The sequence below is a fragment of the Streptomyces sp. NBC_00203 genome (genome assembly GCF_045206325.1).
GTDB lineage: Bacteria > Actinomycetota > Actinomycetes > Streptomycetales > Streptomycetaceae > Streptomyces > Streptomyces lutosisoli.
The window spans coordinates 3,962,710-3,977,285 of sequence record NZ_CP108126.1 but is presented as its reverse complement, the minus strand read 5'-3'; the positions used below and the strand labels follow the sequence as shown (position 1 = coordinate 3,977,285).

Sequence of the window (14,576 nt, the reverse complement as noted above, 5' to 3'; positions counted from 1 at the left end):
GGGCCCGCGTACGGTCCGTTGCCACCCTTTTCCGTCTCGGCCAACCAGGTGACGTACCCGGCCGACGCGGCGCCGCCGGCACTCTTGGACGAATCGGCTCGTCGGGGCCCCGTACTGTCGGAAGATCAGGAAGGTGGGGCATGACCGCACTCGGATTCCTCTACCCCGGTCACGCGGCCGAGGACGACTACCCGCGCATGGAGCAGCTGCTCGGCAGCGACATCCGCATGACCCTCGTCCACACGGAGATCACGGAGATCACGGAGGCTGGGGAGGCCGGGGAGGCGGCCGGGGACACCGGGAAGGCCGCCCGTCGCGTGGACGCGCTCCGCGAGATGGGCTCGGCGGACCGGCTCACCGCGGGCGTCGAGGAGCTGCGCCTTTCGGGTGCCGAAGCGGTGGTGTGGGCCTGTACCAGCGGCAGCTTCGTGTACGGCTGGCAGGGCGCCCATGAGCAGGTCCGCGGCCTTGCCCGGGCCGCGGGGCTGCCTGCCTCCTCCACGTCGTTCGGCTTCGCGCACGCGGTGCGGGAGATCGGGGTGCGGCGGGTCGCGGTCGCGGCGACGTATGCGGATGAGGTGGCTGGGCTCTTCGCGGCGTTTCTGGGGGATGCGGGGGTGGAGGTGGTGTCGGTGCGGGGTGCCGGCGGCAGCGGGAGCGTGGCGGCGGAGGTCGCGTCCTGGGGCTACGACCAGATCCTCGCCCTGGCCCGGGCGGCCGACCATCCGGATGCGGCGGCGCTTCTCCTCCCCGACACCGCCCTCCACACGGTCTCCCACATCCCCGCCCTGGAGAAGGCCCTCTCCAAACCAGTCCTCACCGCCAACCAGGTAACCGTCTGGGAGGCCCTCCGCCTCTCGGCCCGCCGCGTCAACGCTCCCCGCCTCGGCACCCTCTTCACCAAGGAACCCCTGGTCCAGGTGTAGCCGGTGGGGGTGGGCTGGGGTCGTGTGTCGGCTGCGGGCGGGTGGGGGCTGGGCTAAGAGATTGCGCAGTTCCCCGCGCCCCTAAAAGACCCCGGGGCGGGCGGGGGATTGCGGGGCGCAGCCCCGCTTTCAGGGGCGCGGGGAACTGCGCGACCAGCCCCCACCGTCCCGCAGACGACATACAACCCAGGGGGTCTGGGGGCGCAGCCCCCAGGTACGGATGGGACGGGTAGGGGCGGCGGGGGCGAGGAACCGGGAATAAGCGGGGACTGCCTCCTGTTCTCCCCGCGGACGCGCCACGTACAGACCGCAGGAGGCACTGGTGACCGAAACGGACGAGATCCGAGGCAAGACGGAGGGCACCGCCCCGGTGCCCCTCTCGGTACTGGACCTGGTCACGGTCGGCGCAGGCCGCACGGCCACCGACGCCCTGCACACCAGCGTCAAACTCTCCCGCCTCGCAGAGTCCCGCGGCTTCCACCGCTACTGGGTGGCCGAGCACCACTCGATGCCGGGCGTGGCCTCGTCCTCGCCCGCCGTGATCCTCGCCCACCTCGCCGCCCACACCACCCGCATCCGCCTGGGCTCGGGCGGAGTCATGCTCCCCAACCACGCCCCCCTGGTCATCGCGGAGCAGTTCGGCACCCTGGAGGCGATGGCCCCGGGCCGCATCGACCTGGGCCTGGGCCGAGCCCCGGGCACGGACGGTGCGACCGCCGCCGCCCTGCGCCGCACCGACAGGCTGGGCGAAGGCGCCGACGACTTCCCCGAGCAGCTCGCGGAGCTCACCCGCTTCCTGGACGACGACTTCCCCGACGGCCACCCCTACGCCCGCATCCACGCGGTCCCCGGCCCCGTCCAGTCGACCTCCCCCGGCGGCGTACAGTCCCCGCACCGGCCCCCGGTCTGGCTGCTCGGCTCCTCCGGTTTCAGTGCCCGCCTCGCCGGAGTCCTGGGCCTCCCCTTCGCCTTCGCCCACCACTTCTCGGCCCAGAACACGGTCCCGGCGCTGGACCTCTACCGCGAGTCCTTCCGGCCGAGCGCCGTGCTGGCCGCCCCGTACGCCCTCATCGGCGTCTCCGCCCTCGCCACCGACGACGAGAAGGAGGCCCGCCGCCAGGTCCTGGCCGCCGCCCTGAACATGGTCCGCCTGCGCACCGGCCGCCCGGGTCTCGTCCCGACGCCCGAGGAGGCGGAGGCGTACGAATTCAGTCCCATGGAGCGGGAGTTCATCAACAGCTGGAACTCCAACGTCATCCATGGCACGGCGGACGAGGTCCGCTCCGGCCTCGACGACCTGCAGAAGCGCACCGGCGCCGACGAGTTGATGATCACGGGCAACGCCCACAGCGGCGACGTACGCCTGCGTTCCTACGAACTCATCGCGGACGCCTACGGGTTGCCGAAGGCCCCGGCGACCGAGGCCCGGTAGCCCCGGGAGCCTCAGGTCTGACGGCAGTCGGGCGCCGTCAATAGTGCGGAGATACGATCCGGCGCCACCGGTCGCGAGTACAGCCAGCCCTGCCCGGTGTCGCAGCCGATGCCGCGCAGCCGGGAGGCCTGGGAGGCGGTCTCCACACACTCGGCGGTGACCGTCAGGCCCAGCCGGTGGGCGAGTTGGATGAGGGCCTCGACGATGACCTCGTCGGCGGGGTTGGGGTGGGCGGACGTGCCGTCGGCGTTCTCGTACTGGAAGCCCCGTACGAAGGAGCCGTCCAGCTTCAGGACGGAGACCGGGAGACGGCTGAGGTAGGCCAGGTTCGAGTAACCGGTGCCGAAGTCGTCGATCGCGATGCGTACGCCCATGTCGCTGAGCGCCTGCAGGGCTTGCAGAGGCCGGCCGGCCGAGCCCATCACCGCCGACTCCGTCAGCTCCAGCTGGAGGAGGTGCGGGTCGAGGCCGGTCTCCGCGAGGATCTCCGCTACGTCGGCCACCAGGTCGGAGTCCCAGACCTGGCGCACCGCCACGTTCACACTGACGAAGATCGGCGGTGCGTCCGGGTGGTCCAGCTGCCAGCTGCGGGCCTGCCGGCAGGCGGTGGCCAGCACCCAGCGGCCGAGCTGCACGATCGAACCGTCCTCCTCGGCCAATCCGATGAACCGATTCGGCGTCAGCGTTCCGAACTGCGGATGATTCCAGCGGACGAGGGCTTCGACCCCGCGCACGCCGCCGTCCTCCATGCCCACCAACGGCTGGTACTCCAGCGCGAACTCGCCCCGCTCGACGGCCGCGCGGAGGGTGGAGGAGAGGGCCTGGCGGGTCATGCGGTGGGCGTTGCGCTCCGGGTCGAAGAGGGTCCAGCGGCCCTTGCCGTCGGCCTTCGCCCAGTACAGCGTCGTGTCCGCGGCCTGCATCAGACCGGTCGCGCTGGTTCCGGCGGCGCGCCGCTCGACGACCCCGATGGACGCGGAGAGGGACAGCCGCTGACCGGAGAGGTCGAAGGGGGCCTGGAGGGCCTTCAGGACGGAGTCGGCGAGGTCCGCCAACTGGTCCGTCCCCGTGGAGTCCTCGACGAGAAGCGCGAACTCGTCGCCGCCGAGTCTCGCCACCAGGGGAGTGGCGGCTCTCGCGTAACCCGCCTCGTCGGCGCAGCGCGTCAGGCGTTCGGCGACGGCCGAGAGCAGCCGGTCCCCGACGCGGTGGCCGAGCGTGTCGTTGACCGCCTTGAAGCCGTCCAGGTCCAGATAGCAGAGCCCGATCCGGCCGGTGCCGCCCTCCTCGTACGCCTCCGCCTCCAAGGCGGCCGAGAGGCGCTCGAAGAACAGGGTGCGGTTGGGCAACCGGGTCACCGGGTCGTGCATCTGCAAGTGGCGCAGCCGCGCCTGGAGTTCACGGCGGGCGCTGATGTCGGCGACGGACAGCAGGACCGCCTGCTCCTGCGGGGGCAGCGGCGCCACGGTGATCTGGACCCAGAGCGAGTGGCCGTCGGGATGCTTGAGGCGGCGGGTGCAGCGCAGCCGGGCCTGCCGGCCGCGCAGTACCTCGCGGTACGAGTGCCAGGTGCGGGCGTCGGAGGCCAGGTCCACCAGATCGGCGGCGATCCGCCCGGCCAGCGCGTCCGCGCCGGGACCGAGCAGCGCGCCCAGCGACTCGTTGGCGGTGACGACGAGTCCCTCGCGGTCGACGACGGCCATGGCGAGCGGCGCGGTGGCGAAGGCCGCCTGGAAGGTACGGGGTGACGCTCCGTCGGATGCGGGCGTGTCGGGGGGCGTCCCGGCCGGGACATCGGTTGCGGCGTACGGGTCTGGAGGCGTCTCGGCAGAGGCGTACGGGTCTGGAGATGACCCGGTGGCGATCGACACACCGGGAGGCGCCCCGGCGTACATACGAGGAGATGTACCGATGTGACGCTCTGTGACGGCCGACCGGACGAGATCTGCCGTGGGTGCCGGCCCTTCGGACGTTCCGCTCACCGCTCGCTCCCGCAGTGCACTCGTTCTTCGTATGGGTCTCTCGGGGTGGTCGGCCGGTGATGGACGGCCGCACAAGCCGTGTCCGTGCAGGAAAGTGTGCCGATCATAGAGGGTGGCCTCGGGGAGTTGCAGCCACTGTCCAGTGTCCCGGAACAACGGCCTCTTCTGACAGATCGTTTCTGCCTGCATCTGGGCGGGTTCCTTCCCCCGCCGATCGGCTGTGACGTTCCGTGAGTGTTCGGGGTGTCGGCCTCGCGTGGCCCCTCACTCTTCTGGTGCAGACAAACAGGGCGAAGCATGACGAACTCACACAGGCTGAGTGCGGTGACCTGAAAACCGCATCCGGAGGTCGACGTGCCGCGTCCGCTGCCCCTGAGAGGTCTCGCCCGTGAGGCCCTGCGGGGTTGCACGGGTGAGGCTTTGTGGGGCGTGGCGCGTGAGGCTTTGTGGGGTGTGGTGCGTGAGGCCTTTCGGGGTCTGGCGCGTGACGGGGCGCCACGTCGCCGCCGCACCGCGGCGGTGTTCACCTCGGTGACCGCGCTCGCCGCGACCTGCCTGATGCCGGGCCCCGCACTCGCCGAACCCCGCTTGGCCTCATGTGCCCTCACACGGACCGACGCACACCACTCGGAGGGCGTCGACACCTGGAACTCCGCCTATGTGCGCCCCAATCACCCCCTCGACGCGGTGCTGGTCTTCCTGTCCTTCCCGGACTCCGCGCCGCGGACCACCCCGGCGGAACTGACCTCCGACTACTTCCCGGCCACCAGCCAGTTCTTCGCGCGTGCCTCGTACGGCAAGTTCACGGTGCGCCCGCATGCCCAGCGCGGCTGGATCCGGATGCCGCACACCTCCACGTCGTACGCCATACAGCGTGACTGGAACGCCGAACACCGCGGCGCCTATCTGCGCGACGCGCTCACCGCCGCCGACAAGCGGGTCGACTTCTCGCGCTACGACATCGTCTACTTCGTGGCCGATCCGGATGCCCCGGGCGTCGACTCGGATGCCACGAAGGTGGTCAACCTCGACACGCCCCTGCGCGCCGACGGCAAGGACATCCGCCGCGTGGTCACGGTCTTCGAGAAGCACCCGCCGGACCGCCTCGTCCTCGCCCACGAGACCGGCCACGTCTTCGACCTGCCCGACCTCTACCACCGCCCCTCCGACGGCAAGGGCGACTGGGACACCTACGTCGGTGACTGGGACCTCATGGGCAGCCAGTTCGGGCTGGCCCCCGACCTGTTCGGCTGGCACAAGTGGAAGCTCGGCTGGCTGGAACCGCGCCAGGTGGCGTGCGTACGGGGCGTCGGCACCACGAGGTTGACGCTTGAGCCGCTGGGGGCGGGGGAGGGCGGTTCCGGTTCCGGGACGGGTGCCTCCGGCGCGGGTGCCTCCGGTTCGTCCGGCTCGGGCGTGTCGGGCGGCTCGGGCGTGTCGGGTGGCACGGGTGTTCGGTCATACGACTCGGGCGTGTCGGATGTGGCGGGTGGTGCGCCGTCGTACGAGTCGAGTGCGCAGGCGTTCGGTTCCGGGCGGGGTACCAAGCTGGCGGTGGTCCGTACCGGTCCCGACAGCGTGCTCGCCTTCGAGGCGCGCGGCCCGGCGGGCAACGACGACTCGACGTGCACACAGGGCATCCTCGTCTACCGCGTCCGCAGTGAGGCCGAGTCGGGCGGCGGCCCGATCGAGGTCCTCGACGCGCACCCCCACTCCGAGTCCTGCTGGGAGGACTCGGTCTACCCGGCCCTCGCGGACGCGCCCGTGGCACTCGGGGAGAGCTACACGGTGCCGGGCGAGCAGGTCCGGATCGAGGTGGAGGACCGCACGGCTTCCGGGGCGTGGACGGTGCAGATCACGACAGGCTGAGCGCAGGGGGCCTTCTGGCGACTGCGGTCACGCGGCGATGCCGCGCGGAAATGACGATGGCGTATGGAAGTAGCGATGCCGCGCGGAAATGACGATGGCGAGGCCGGTTCGCGTTTCCGCGAACTTGCCTCGCCATCGCTAGCGTGCGCCGCCAGGGACTCGAACCCCGGACCCGCTGATTAAGAGTCAGCTGCTCTAACCAACTGAGCTAGCGGCGCCTGCTGACGTCGTAGACCTTAGCATCCTGATCGGCGGGAGGAAAAATCGATATCCGCACCGCCGCGGAGGCGGCCGCGCGGGCCGCCCGGACCGCCGCCCAGAGCAGGATCTCGGGCCCGGGAAGCCAGGGGTGCCGGGTGTCGGGGGCGACGAGCCAGCGGGATTCCAGACGGGCGGCGGTGCTGGGCCCGGTGCCGTCGGAGATCGGCGCGGGGACGGTGACCGCGTCGCCCGTACCGTGGCAGAGCAGCGGCGGAACCGCCTCGCACCGCCCCACGTGCCCGGCGGCCTCCTGGTCCCCGGCGCCCCGGGAGCCCCATTCCTCCCACTCCAGGAGCGACGGCAGCCGCTGAGCCGTACCGGGCGCGGCGAACAGCAGCATCCGCCCGCGGTAGGTCGCCACCGGGCCCGAGCCCGGCCCCTCGTCCCGCAGCCGGTCGAGCATCCGCCGCCCGAAGATCGCCGGAGCGTTGACGACGTCGAAGGTGCTGCCGCAGGGCAGTACGACCGGAGCGTGCGGCCGCTCTTCCCAGAGGGCGAGCGTGCTGCGCGGATAGGTTCCGGCCGAGGCGAGCCAGGTGGCGCCCTCGGAGGTGACTCCCGCGTTGTCGGACCGGTCGGGAAACGGTGCGCCGGGGCCGTGGGGGATGGTGCGTGCCGGGTTCCGTGTGCTGCTCATGCCGATATATCTACCGGCGGTGACCATTCCGTCTCGGAGGGTTGCCGGAAATCGGGACAGGGCGGGGTGGGGTGGAGTATCTTGCCCGGCTGGCATATGCCAAGGAGTCGTGGGGGTGTGGGGGCATCCTGGCGCTGGGCCGATGTCCTCGGCATGCCAGTACGGTAGAAGTTGACATCCGTGTCAGATTCAAGTCTCACGGGGGTGGGGAATGCGGATCGGTGAACTGGCCCGGCGCACTGCAGTGAGCGAGCGGTCGTTGCGCTACTACGAGACGCAGGGGCTGTTGCGGGCCGAACGCACGCCGGGTGGTCATCGCGACTACGGCGACTGGGCGGTGGACCGCGTCATCCGCATCCAGGCGCTCTATGCCGCCGGCCTCTCCAGCAAGAAGATCGCCCAACTCCTCCCCTGCATGCGCGACACCGACGGCCGCCCCTCCGCGATCGCCACGCCTCGGCTGGTCGCCGACCTCACCGCCGAACGTGACCGTATTGACCGCACGATCGCGGATCTGGTGCGGTCGCGGGAGGTGTTGGACGAGGTGATCGACGCGGCGACGGATTGAGCGGGTGGGTGGGGGCTGGTCCAAAAGATTGCGCAGTTCCCCGCGCCCCTAAAAGGGGCGCGGGGAACTGCGCAATCTTTTAGGGGGGTCTGGGGGCGCAGCCCCCAGGAACGGGATGGGACGGGTAGGGGCGGCGGGGGCGAAAAACCCCTGTGGTCACCCCCGTGGCTCAGGCGTGGTCGCTCACCCCATGCCCATGTCCGTGCCCGTTCCCCTCCACCCCCCGAAGCAGATCCCGCCCGAACTCGACCATCTTCTTCGCGTAATCCTCGGTCCACTCGGCCCGCTCGGCGATGACAGCCGCAGTGAGCCGGTCAAACCGCCGAGGATCAGCCAGCTGCGCCGCAGCGATCGCCTGAAACTCCACAGCCCGATCCGCCGCGGCCCGAAACGCAAGCGTCAGCTCCGTCGCCCGGTCCAGCAACGCACGCGGATCATCGATCGACTCCAGATCGAAGAAATGCTCCGGATCCCCGGCGGCCTCCGCGGGCTCGAAGAGCAGGGGCGCGGGGCGTCGCCGCGGTTCGTTCCGACGCGGCGTGGGCTCCGCCATGTCTTCTCCTCCTCGTACGGTTCAGGGGCCCGCCTCGTAAGGGGGCCACCGTCTATTGTCCCCCGCCCACGCAAGTGGGCCAGAGACCCCAGGCCAGGGCAGGCACAGCAGGGATCCACGGAGAACCGCAGAGCTGCGCGCAGATCCGCAGGGCCCCTCTAAAGACCGCTCCCCACGATCTACGGCCGCCAAGCCACCCGATGCTCCCCCAGATGCGACAACACCGCGTGATTGGCCTCCCAACCGTCGGGGAACTTCACGGTGACCCCCAGCTGCACCGGCTCCGTCGACGGGTGGTCGTCCAGCAGCTCCGTCACCCCCGCCCGGCACACCACGATGCATGCGTGCCGATGCCGGGACGCGAGCACGCACAAGCGGCCCGTCTCCAAGTGGAACGCCGTCGCGTCGGGCCGCCCCGACAGCGGATGCAGCACCACCGTCACATCGAACTCCCGCCCCTGAAGCCGGTTCGCCGTGTCGACGGTGACGTCCAGAACGCCGAGTTCCGCCAGCGCGGCCCGTACGGCGGCGGCCTGGTCCCGGTGCGCCGTGCCGACGGCGATCCGGTCGGCCGTCAGCGGCACCGGATCGTCCGCCCGCTCCGACGTGGCTGCGCCACCCCGGTCCAGCAGCCGGCGTACGACCTGCGCCACGGCCCGTACCGCCTCGGGATCCGTACGAGGCGTGTGCCGGGCCGGCAGCTCCAGCAGCCCCCAACCCGCCTCCGCCGCCTCGTCGATGACCCGGTCGGGACCCGAACCGTCCGAGACGACCGCGAAGTTGAGGCGCCGGTCACCGTGCGCCGTGCCGCTGCGGAACGGCGTATACGGGTAGAACGCGTCCGAGACCAGTGGTGCCGCCGACGCGGGCAGCCGCCAGGACACCGGAAGGCGGTGCTGCGGCAGTTCCGGATTGTGGGCGAGCAGTGTCGTCACCGCGGACGCCGAAGGGTCGTACGACAGCCCCGCCCACTGCTCGGATCCCACGGTCGAGAAGGGGTCCAACTGCCCCGGGTCGCCCACGAACAGCGCGCGCTCGAAGAGCCCGGCCACGGCGAGCAGCGCGTCCGACCGCATCTGGTACGCCTCGTCGACGATCGCGTGCCGCCACGGCTCGACGCCCTTGACGTGAGCCCACTTGGCGGCGGTCGAGATGACGACGTCCAGGCCTGCCAGGTCGGCCGCCTTCGTCGACTTGCGGACGTTCGGAAGGCCGTCCAGCGTCTTGTCGTAGGGGTCGGTGTCGCTGCTGTGCAGCCGTCCGACGGGCAGCTCGGGGTCCTTTTCGGCGAGCCGCACCACCAGGTCGTCGACCTGGGCGTTGGTCTGCGCGATGACCATCAACGGGCGCCCGGCGGCGGCCAGTTCGAGGGCCGCGCGTACGACCAGGGTCGACTTCCCGGCACCGGGCGGGGAGTCGACGACGACTCCGCGATGCGTGCCGTGGAGTGTGTCGTGCAGGATCGCGTCGGTGGCCAGGGCGGCGGCCGTGCCGGGGTCGGCAGCGGTCTCCTGGATGCGACTCGTCACTGGGAGTGCCATCTGCATGACAGATGGTAGTATCGCGACGTGCTGAGTGAGAACCAAGCCAGCACAGTAGCCTCCAATCTCTGGGAAAACCGGGCTGGTTCCAACCCGGCTGGTGTTGATCGCGGAAGACTCGGTCGCTTGCTGAGCGGTCGAGCGGTGTGAGCCAGGAATCCCTCTCGTTCGCGAGGGGGAGGGTTCAAAGGACGTCCTCTTCCGTCACGGGGTCGGCGATTTCGGGCACGGTGGCCGTCTCGCCCGGCGGCCCTCCGTGCGTCCACGGTGTCTCCTCCGGGTCGGGCAGTTTCGCCCCGCCCCGCTGCTCGTGCTCGAAGAGCGTGAAGCAGACGAGGTCGCCCTTCTCCGGCACGGAACCGGTCTCGGGCTCCTTGCCGCGCCCCATCTTGTCGACGATCCGCAGCACGACAGCGGCGCTCCCGTCAGCGGCGCCCCCGCCCCCGTCCTCGTAGGCCCCCTCGTACCCCACGAACTCCGCGGCCTGCGGCTTTCCTCCCAACGACCGGTACACCTTGGCCCGTTCCCCCAGATGCGGGCGGTCCTCCGTGCGGACGGTCACCAGGGGGCGCGGGCTGGGGCGCTTGCCTTCGCTGTACGCCATCACGACATCCGTGACCTCGCCCGCGAACGCCTCCCCGGTGAGCCGTCGCCCGGCCATGACGAGCGGGTCGTCGAGGGCCTCCTGGGCTTCCAGGCGGGCCTGTTCGCGCTCGCGCGTGGCGAGCTTGTTGGCCGCGGTGACCGCGTCGTCGCGGCGCGGCTGCGGGGGTTCGCCCGCGGTGATCCGGTCGCGGTGGCCGGTGAACGACCAGCGGTCGCGGGTCCAGCGGTCGGTGGCGTGCGCACCCTCGGGGAGCGTGCGCAGCAGGTCGAGTCCGCGCCACACCGCGTCCCAGGTGGGCCGGGTGACGCTCGCGACGAGGGCGTGGATCTCCCGCTCGGCGGCGGTGAGCGCGCCGAGCCGGTCGTCCGCCTCGATGCCGTCCTCGGCGGCGGCGAGCGCCGTACGCGCGCGGTCGTAGCGCTCGATGGCGGGGGCCAGCAGCGTGTTGTCGAAGGCGGGGTCGGTGGCGGGTCCGGCCGGCGGGCAGACGAGCTGGCCGCGGGAGTCCCGGCGCAGCTCGGCGTGGAGCGCGGCCGCCGCACCCGACTCGCCGTCCGGTGGGTCGATCCAGGCGAGCAGCGCGCCGAGGTGCTGGTCCTCCAGGCTGCTCTGTCCGGTGGCCCAGTGCCGGGACAGTACGTCGGTGAGGGTGAGGAGGAGGGCGGAGCCGGGTACCCGGGCCCGCTCTCCGTAGTGCGTCAGCCAGCGCCCGAGCAGCGGGACGCGGGGCGGCGCCGGATGGGGCGCCTCGGGATCCTGCTCGGCGGTGCGCCTGAAACGCATGGAGCGCCCGAGCAGCCGTACGAACTCGATGCCCGACCGGCTCGGCACGATCAACTGGGGCGCGTCCGCGCACAGTTCGACCTCGACCTTGACCCGCTTGCCGGTCTCCGGATCGGTCTCGTTGCGCTCGGCCGCCTCGACCGCGACCGCGAACGAGTCGATGTACGGCAGGACGACATCCGCCAGCTCGGCGAGGAACGCGAACCGCAGATCCCGATCCCGGGGCTGCGGCACGACGAGCAGCCGGGGCGCGTCCCGGTCCGTGCCGACGAGTGCCCCGAGGGGGGCTCCCGCCTCACCGGCGGTGATCAGCGGCACGAACACCAGTGGCCGCTCGGCGAGATGCCGGTGCCGCACGGTGGCGGCGGCCTGAGCCCGCCCGCGCTCGACGGCTTCCAGACGGGCGAGGGTGGCGATCAGCGACATACGGCGGCCCCCTCCCGGTCGAGGGGGAGCGCCAACGCCTCGGCCCTCGCGGCCTGGGCTCCCAACGCCTCGGCCCGCAGCCGCGCCGCTCTCCGCAGCGCCGCGACCGCCGGGTCGTCCGGATCTCCCGTCTCACCGTGGGCCGCCGCCAGGACGTCTCCCACCGTCGTCAGCCCGCCCAGTTCCGCGCGCAGTGAGCGGCCCAGGGATGTCACCGCGCCCTCCGCGCGCGAGTGGTCGCGGCAGTGGAAGGCCAGTTCGCAGGCGGACAGGCACTCGGGGGCGTAGGTCGCGGGGACGGATTCGACGGCCGTGGTCAGATCGGCGGCCGGAAGGTCGGGGGAGAAGCAGGTGCCCTCGGGGAGGGTGGCAGCGATGTCCTCGACGCGGGTGAGGCGGGCGAGCTGGCGGCGGGTGACCGCGCGCTGCTTGCGGACGTCGACGGCGGACGCGGTCGGAAGGTTGGAGAAGTCCTTGGGGCAGACCAGGAGGACCCGGTGGCGGACCTCGGGGACGGGGTCCAGATGGGCGGCGACCTGCTCCAGCGCCAGGACGTACACCGCGGACTGGCGCGCGGCCGCGCCCACCTTCGCCGGGTCCGCCGAACCGTCGAGCATCGGGAAGGACTTGATCTCGACGACCGTCCAGCCGCCGTCGGGGTGCACGACCACGGCGTCCGGCTCCAGGAAGGCGGGGGAACCCGCGACGTCGAGGGCGAGCATCGGGTGGTCGAGCAGGGTCCAGGTGGCGGCCGCGGTGGCCTCGCGCAGGGCGAGCGCCGTACGCGCCGCGCGTCCCTCGGGGCCGGCGGCGCTCAGGTCGGGGACGACACCCGCGGCGGGCGGCTCGGCGCCGGGGTCCAGCTTTTCGTGCACGAGCCGCAGCAGCTCCGCGCCGCCGTCCGCCTTGACCCGCGCCTCGAACGCGTTGCCCCGCATGAAGGCGAACTGCGACATACCGAAGCCGGACGGCGAACCGAGCGCACCGGCCAGCTTCGCCTTGTCGACCCCCGCGCCGTCGAGGAGGGCGCGGCGGTCACAGCCGGGGTTGGCGGCGAGCGCCGCGAGGGCGCGCGCGTCGAGGGCCTTGGGCGGTACAGCCGGACCGCGCAGGTCAGCGAGCCGCTGCCGGAGCGCCGTCCCCCGCGTCCGAGGGAGAGGCACCCGGCTCGGCTCCCGGTTCGGTTCGGGACTCGCGCTGTCGGGGAATTCGCTCACCCGTGGAAGTCTGGCACCCCCCACTGACAATTGAGGAACCTGCGCCCCCCGAGGCACCCACGACCCGCGGGAAACGGGCGCCCAGCCGTGTCTTCAGCCGGTCCGCCAGCCGCATCACCAACGGCGTCAGCAGCAGCCCGATCCCCATCACCGACGCACCCGCGACGGCGTCGAGGAAGTAGTGGTTCGCCGTGCCCATCACGACGATGGTGGTGAGCAGCGGATACGCGACACCCGCGACCTTGGCGGCAGGCGTGCGGCCGTACCGCCACAGCATCACTCCGCACCACAGCGCCCAGCCCACGTGCAGGCTCGGCATCGCCGCGTACTGGTTGGTCATTCCGCCCATGCCCCGCGGCGCGCTCGCCTCGCCGCCCCACCAGCCGTAGGAGCTGTACTGGGCCATCGTGTCGACGAAGCCGTGGCCGGCGGAGAGCAGCCGGGGCGGGCAGGTCGGCAGCAGGGTGAAGCCGATCAGGCCGATGAACGTGGAGGTCATCAGCCAGGTGCGGGCCGCGCGGTAGCGCACGGTCCGGGAGCGGAAGAGCCAGATCAGGATCGCGGGCGTCACCAGGTAGTGCAGCGACGCGTACCAGAAGTCGGCGGGCACACCCAGCCAGGCCTCACGGGTGAACAGCCGGTTCAGCGGGTGTTCGGCGTTGAGGTGGAGGGCCTTCTCGATACGCAGGATCTCCAGGCCGTGGTGGACGGCGCTCGACGTGTCGCCCCGGGCGAGCAACCGGCCCGCCGAGTACGACGCGTACACCATCACGATCAGCGGCAGTTCGGTCCACCAGCGGAGCCGGGCGTGCGGTGCCCCGGCGTTGCGCAGGTCGGTCCACCGGCGAAACCGGGCGCGTGGTGCCGCCTCGGTACGCAGTGCATCGGTCTGCGGCATCCGATCGCCCTCCCCCATCTGCTTGCGGTGACCCGCCTGTCCGCCCCGCCAGTCTTCACAGTCTGCTGACGACGATCTGTGGCCACATCCGATTTTACGGTGTATGTGAACGCCCTAAAGAGGCGCCCCCGGTCCTCAAAGACGCGGAGATCGCCCGGCGGGTTGCCCGTCGCGCCGGTGAGCGATGATGGAGTGACCCACCCCTCACTCCTCGTTGGGTGATTCACCCCTCACTCGTATCACTCGTCCCGGAAAGGCTCCTCTTCATGGCACCGCGCATCCTGCTGGCCCGGCACGGACAGACGGAATGGTCGCTGTCCGGCAAGCACACCGGCAGGACCGACGTCCCGCTCCTGGAGGAGGGCCGGCGCGGCGCCAAGCTGCTGGGGGAGCGGCTGCACCGGGCACCCTTCGACGGCCTCTCCGGGCTAGAGGTGCGTACCAGTCCGCTGGCACGCGCGCGTGAGACGTGCGAACTCGCCGGTTTCGGCGAGCGCGCCACCACCTGGGACACGCTCATGGAGTGGGACTACGGCGCGTACGAGGGCATGACCCCGGCCGAGATCCAGGGGATCCGCCCGGGCTGGTTCATCTGGCGCGACGGCGTCCCCGAGGGCGAGACCCTGGAGGAGGTCTCCGCGCGCGCGGACGAGGTCGTCGCCTGGGCCCGCGCCGAGGACCGCGATGTCCTCGTATTCGCCCACGGCCACATCCTGCGCTCCATAGGCGCCCGCTGGCTCGGCCTCCCCCTCGACTTCGCGGCCCGCATCCGGCTCAACCCGACCTCGCTGTCGGTGCTCGGGTGGGCCTACGGGGAGCCCGCGATCGAGACGTGGAACGACTGCGGACACCTGACCGCGTAAACCCAGGCCGACG

The 14,576-nt window shown here is 71.6% G+C and carries 12 protein-coding genes and 1 tRNA gene; 5 read left to right on the top strand and 8 right to left on the bottom strand.

Annotated elements, in window-relative coordinates:
- Window positions 1–140 precede the first annotated feature (140 nt).
- Together OG975_RS17885 and OG975_RS17880 are read left to right on the top strand one after the other, a co-directional pair.
- Window positions 141–926: a decarboxylase gene (locus tag OG975_RS17885; protein WP_406330277.1), complete on the top strand. Its 786-nt coding sequence runs from the start codon at window positions 141–143 to the stop codon at window positions 924–926.
- Window positions 927–1,248: 322 nt separating this feature from the next.
- Window positions 1,249–2,358, top strand: a complete 1,110-nt coding sequence (locus OG975_RS17880; protein WP_406330276.1) for an LLM class flavin-dependent oxidoreductase — start codon at window positions 1,249–1,251, stop codon at window positions 2,356–2,358.
- Window positions 2,359–2,369: 11 nt separating this feature from the next.
- Here OG975_RS17880 and OG975_RS17875 read toward each other — a convergent pair whose 3' ends face one another.
- On the bottom strand, window positions 2,370–4,340 hold the full coding sequence (locus OG975_RS17875) for a putative bifunctional diguanylate cyclase/phosphodiesterase (RefSeq protein WP_406330275.1): 1,971 nt from the start codon (window positions 4,338–4,340) through the stop codon (window positions 2,370–2,372).
- 354 nt (window positions 4,341–4,694) lie between these two features.
- Here OG975_RS17875 and OG975_RS17870 point away from each other — a divergent pair, with 354 nt between their 5' ends.
- Entirely contained in the window at window positions 4,695–6,209 is a 1,515-nt protein-coding gene (locus OG975_RS17870) for a M6 family metalloprotease domain-containing protein (RefSeq protein WP_406330274.1), read from the top strand.
- Between the two features lie 144 nt (window positions 6,210–6,353).
- Here OG975_RS17870 and OG975_RS17865 read toward each other — a convergent pair.
- Both OG975_RS17865 and OG975_RS17860 read right to left on the bottom strand, forming a co-directional pair.
- Window positions 6,354–6,427 (bottom strand) — tRNA-Lys (locus OG975_RS17865).
- On the bottom strand, window positions 6,418–7,107 hold the full coding sequence (locus OG975_RS17860; protein ID WP_406330273.1) for a bifunctional DNA primase/polymerase: 690 nt from the start codon (window positions 7,105–7,107) through the stop codon (window positions 6,418–6,420). Before OG975_RS17860 ends, OG975_RS17865 begins: the two co-directional genes overlap by 10 nt.
- A 211-nt stretch (window positions 7,108–7,318) precedes the next feature.
- Here OG975_RS17860 and OG975_RS17855 point away from each other — a divergent pair, with 211 nt between their 5' ends.
- Window positions 7,319–7,675 carry a MerR family transcriptional regulator gene (locus tag OG975_RS17855; RefSeq protein WP_381263213.1) on the top strand — a complete coding sequence of 119 codons (357 nt, stop codon included), beginning with the start codon at window positions 7,319–7,321 and terminating at the stop codon, window positions 7,673–7,675.
- A 169-nt stretch (window positions 7,676–7,844) separates the two neighbouring features.
- On the opposite strand, the gene OG975_RS17850 is transcribed toward OG975_RS17855, so the two are convergent.
- The 5 genes from OG975_RS17850 to OG975_RS17830 form a co-directional block, all read right to left on the bottom strand.
- Entirely contained in the window at window positions 7,845–8,228 is a 384-nt protein-coding gene (locus tag OG975_RS17850; protein WP_406330272.1) for a hypothetical protein, read from the bottom strand.
- 179 nt (window positions 8,229–8,407) lie between these two features.
- On the bottom strand, window positions 8,408–9,775 hold the full coding sequence (locus OG975_RS17845; protein ID WP_406330271.1) for an AAA domain-containing protein: 1,368 nt from the start codon (window positions 9,773–9,775) through the stop codon (window positions 8,408–8,410).
- A gap of 178 nt (window positions 9,776–9,953) precedes the next feature.
- Window positions 9,954–11,585, bottom strand: coding sequence for a hypothetical protein (locus tag OG975_RS17840; protein ID WP_406330270.1), 1,632 nt, complete (start codon window positions 11,583–11,585; stop codon window positions 9,954–9,956).
- Entirely contained in the window at window positions 11,576–12,748 is a 1,173-nt protein-coding gene (locus OG975_RS17835; protein ID WP_406330269.1) for a hypothetical protein, read from the bottom strand. The genes OG975_RS17840 and OG975_RS17835 overlap by 10 nt, the downstream gene beginning before the upstream one ends.
- The gene (locus OG975_RS17830; RefSeq protein WP_406330268.1) at window positions 12,699–13,700 is read right to left on the bottom strand and encodes a phosphatase PAP2 family protein; all 1,002 of its coding nucleotides are present in this window, start codon (window positions 13,698–13,700) and stop codon (window positions 12,699–12,701) included. The genes OG975_RS17835 and OG975_RS17830 overlap by 50 nt, the downstream gene beginning before the upstream one ends.
- 266 nt (window positions 13,701–13,966) lie before the next feature.
- Between OG975_RS17830 and OG975_RS17825 the strand changes: the two genes are divergently transcribed.
- Window positions 13,967–14,563 (top strand): histidine phosphatase family protein, encoded by a 597-nt coding sequence (locus tag OG975_RS17825; RefSeq protein WP_330304810.1) that lies wholly within the window; start codon window positions 13,967–13,969, stop codon window positions 14,561–14,563.
- Window positions 14,564–14,576 lie beyond the last annotated feature (13 nt).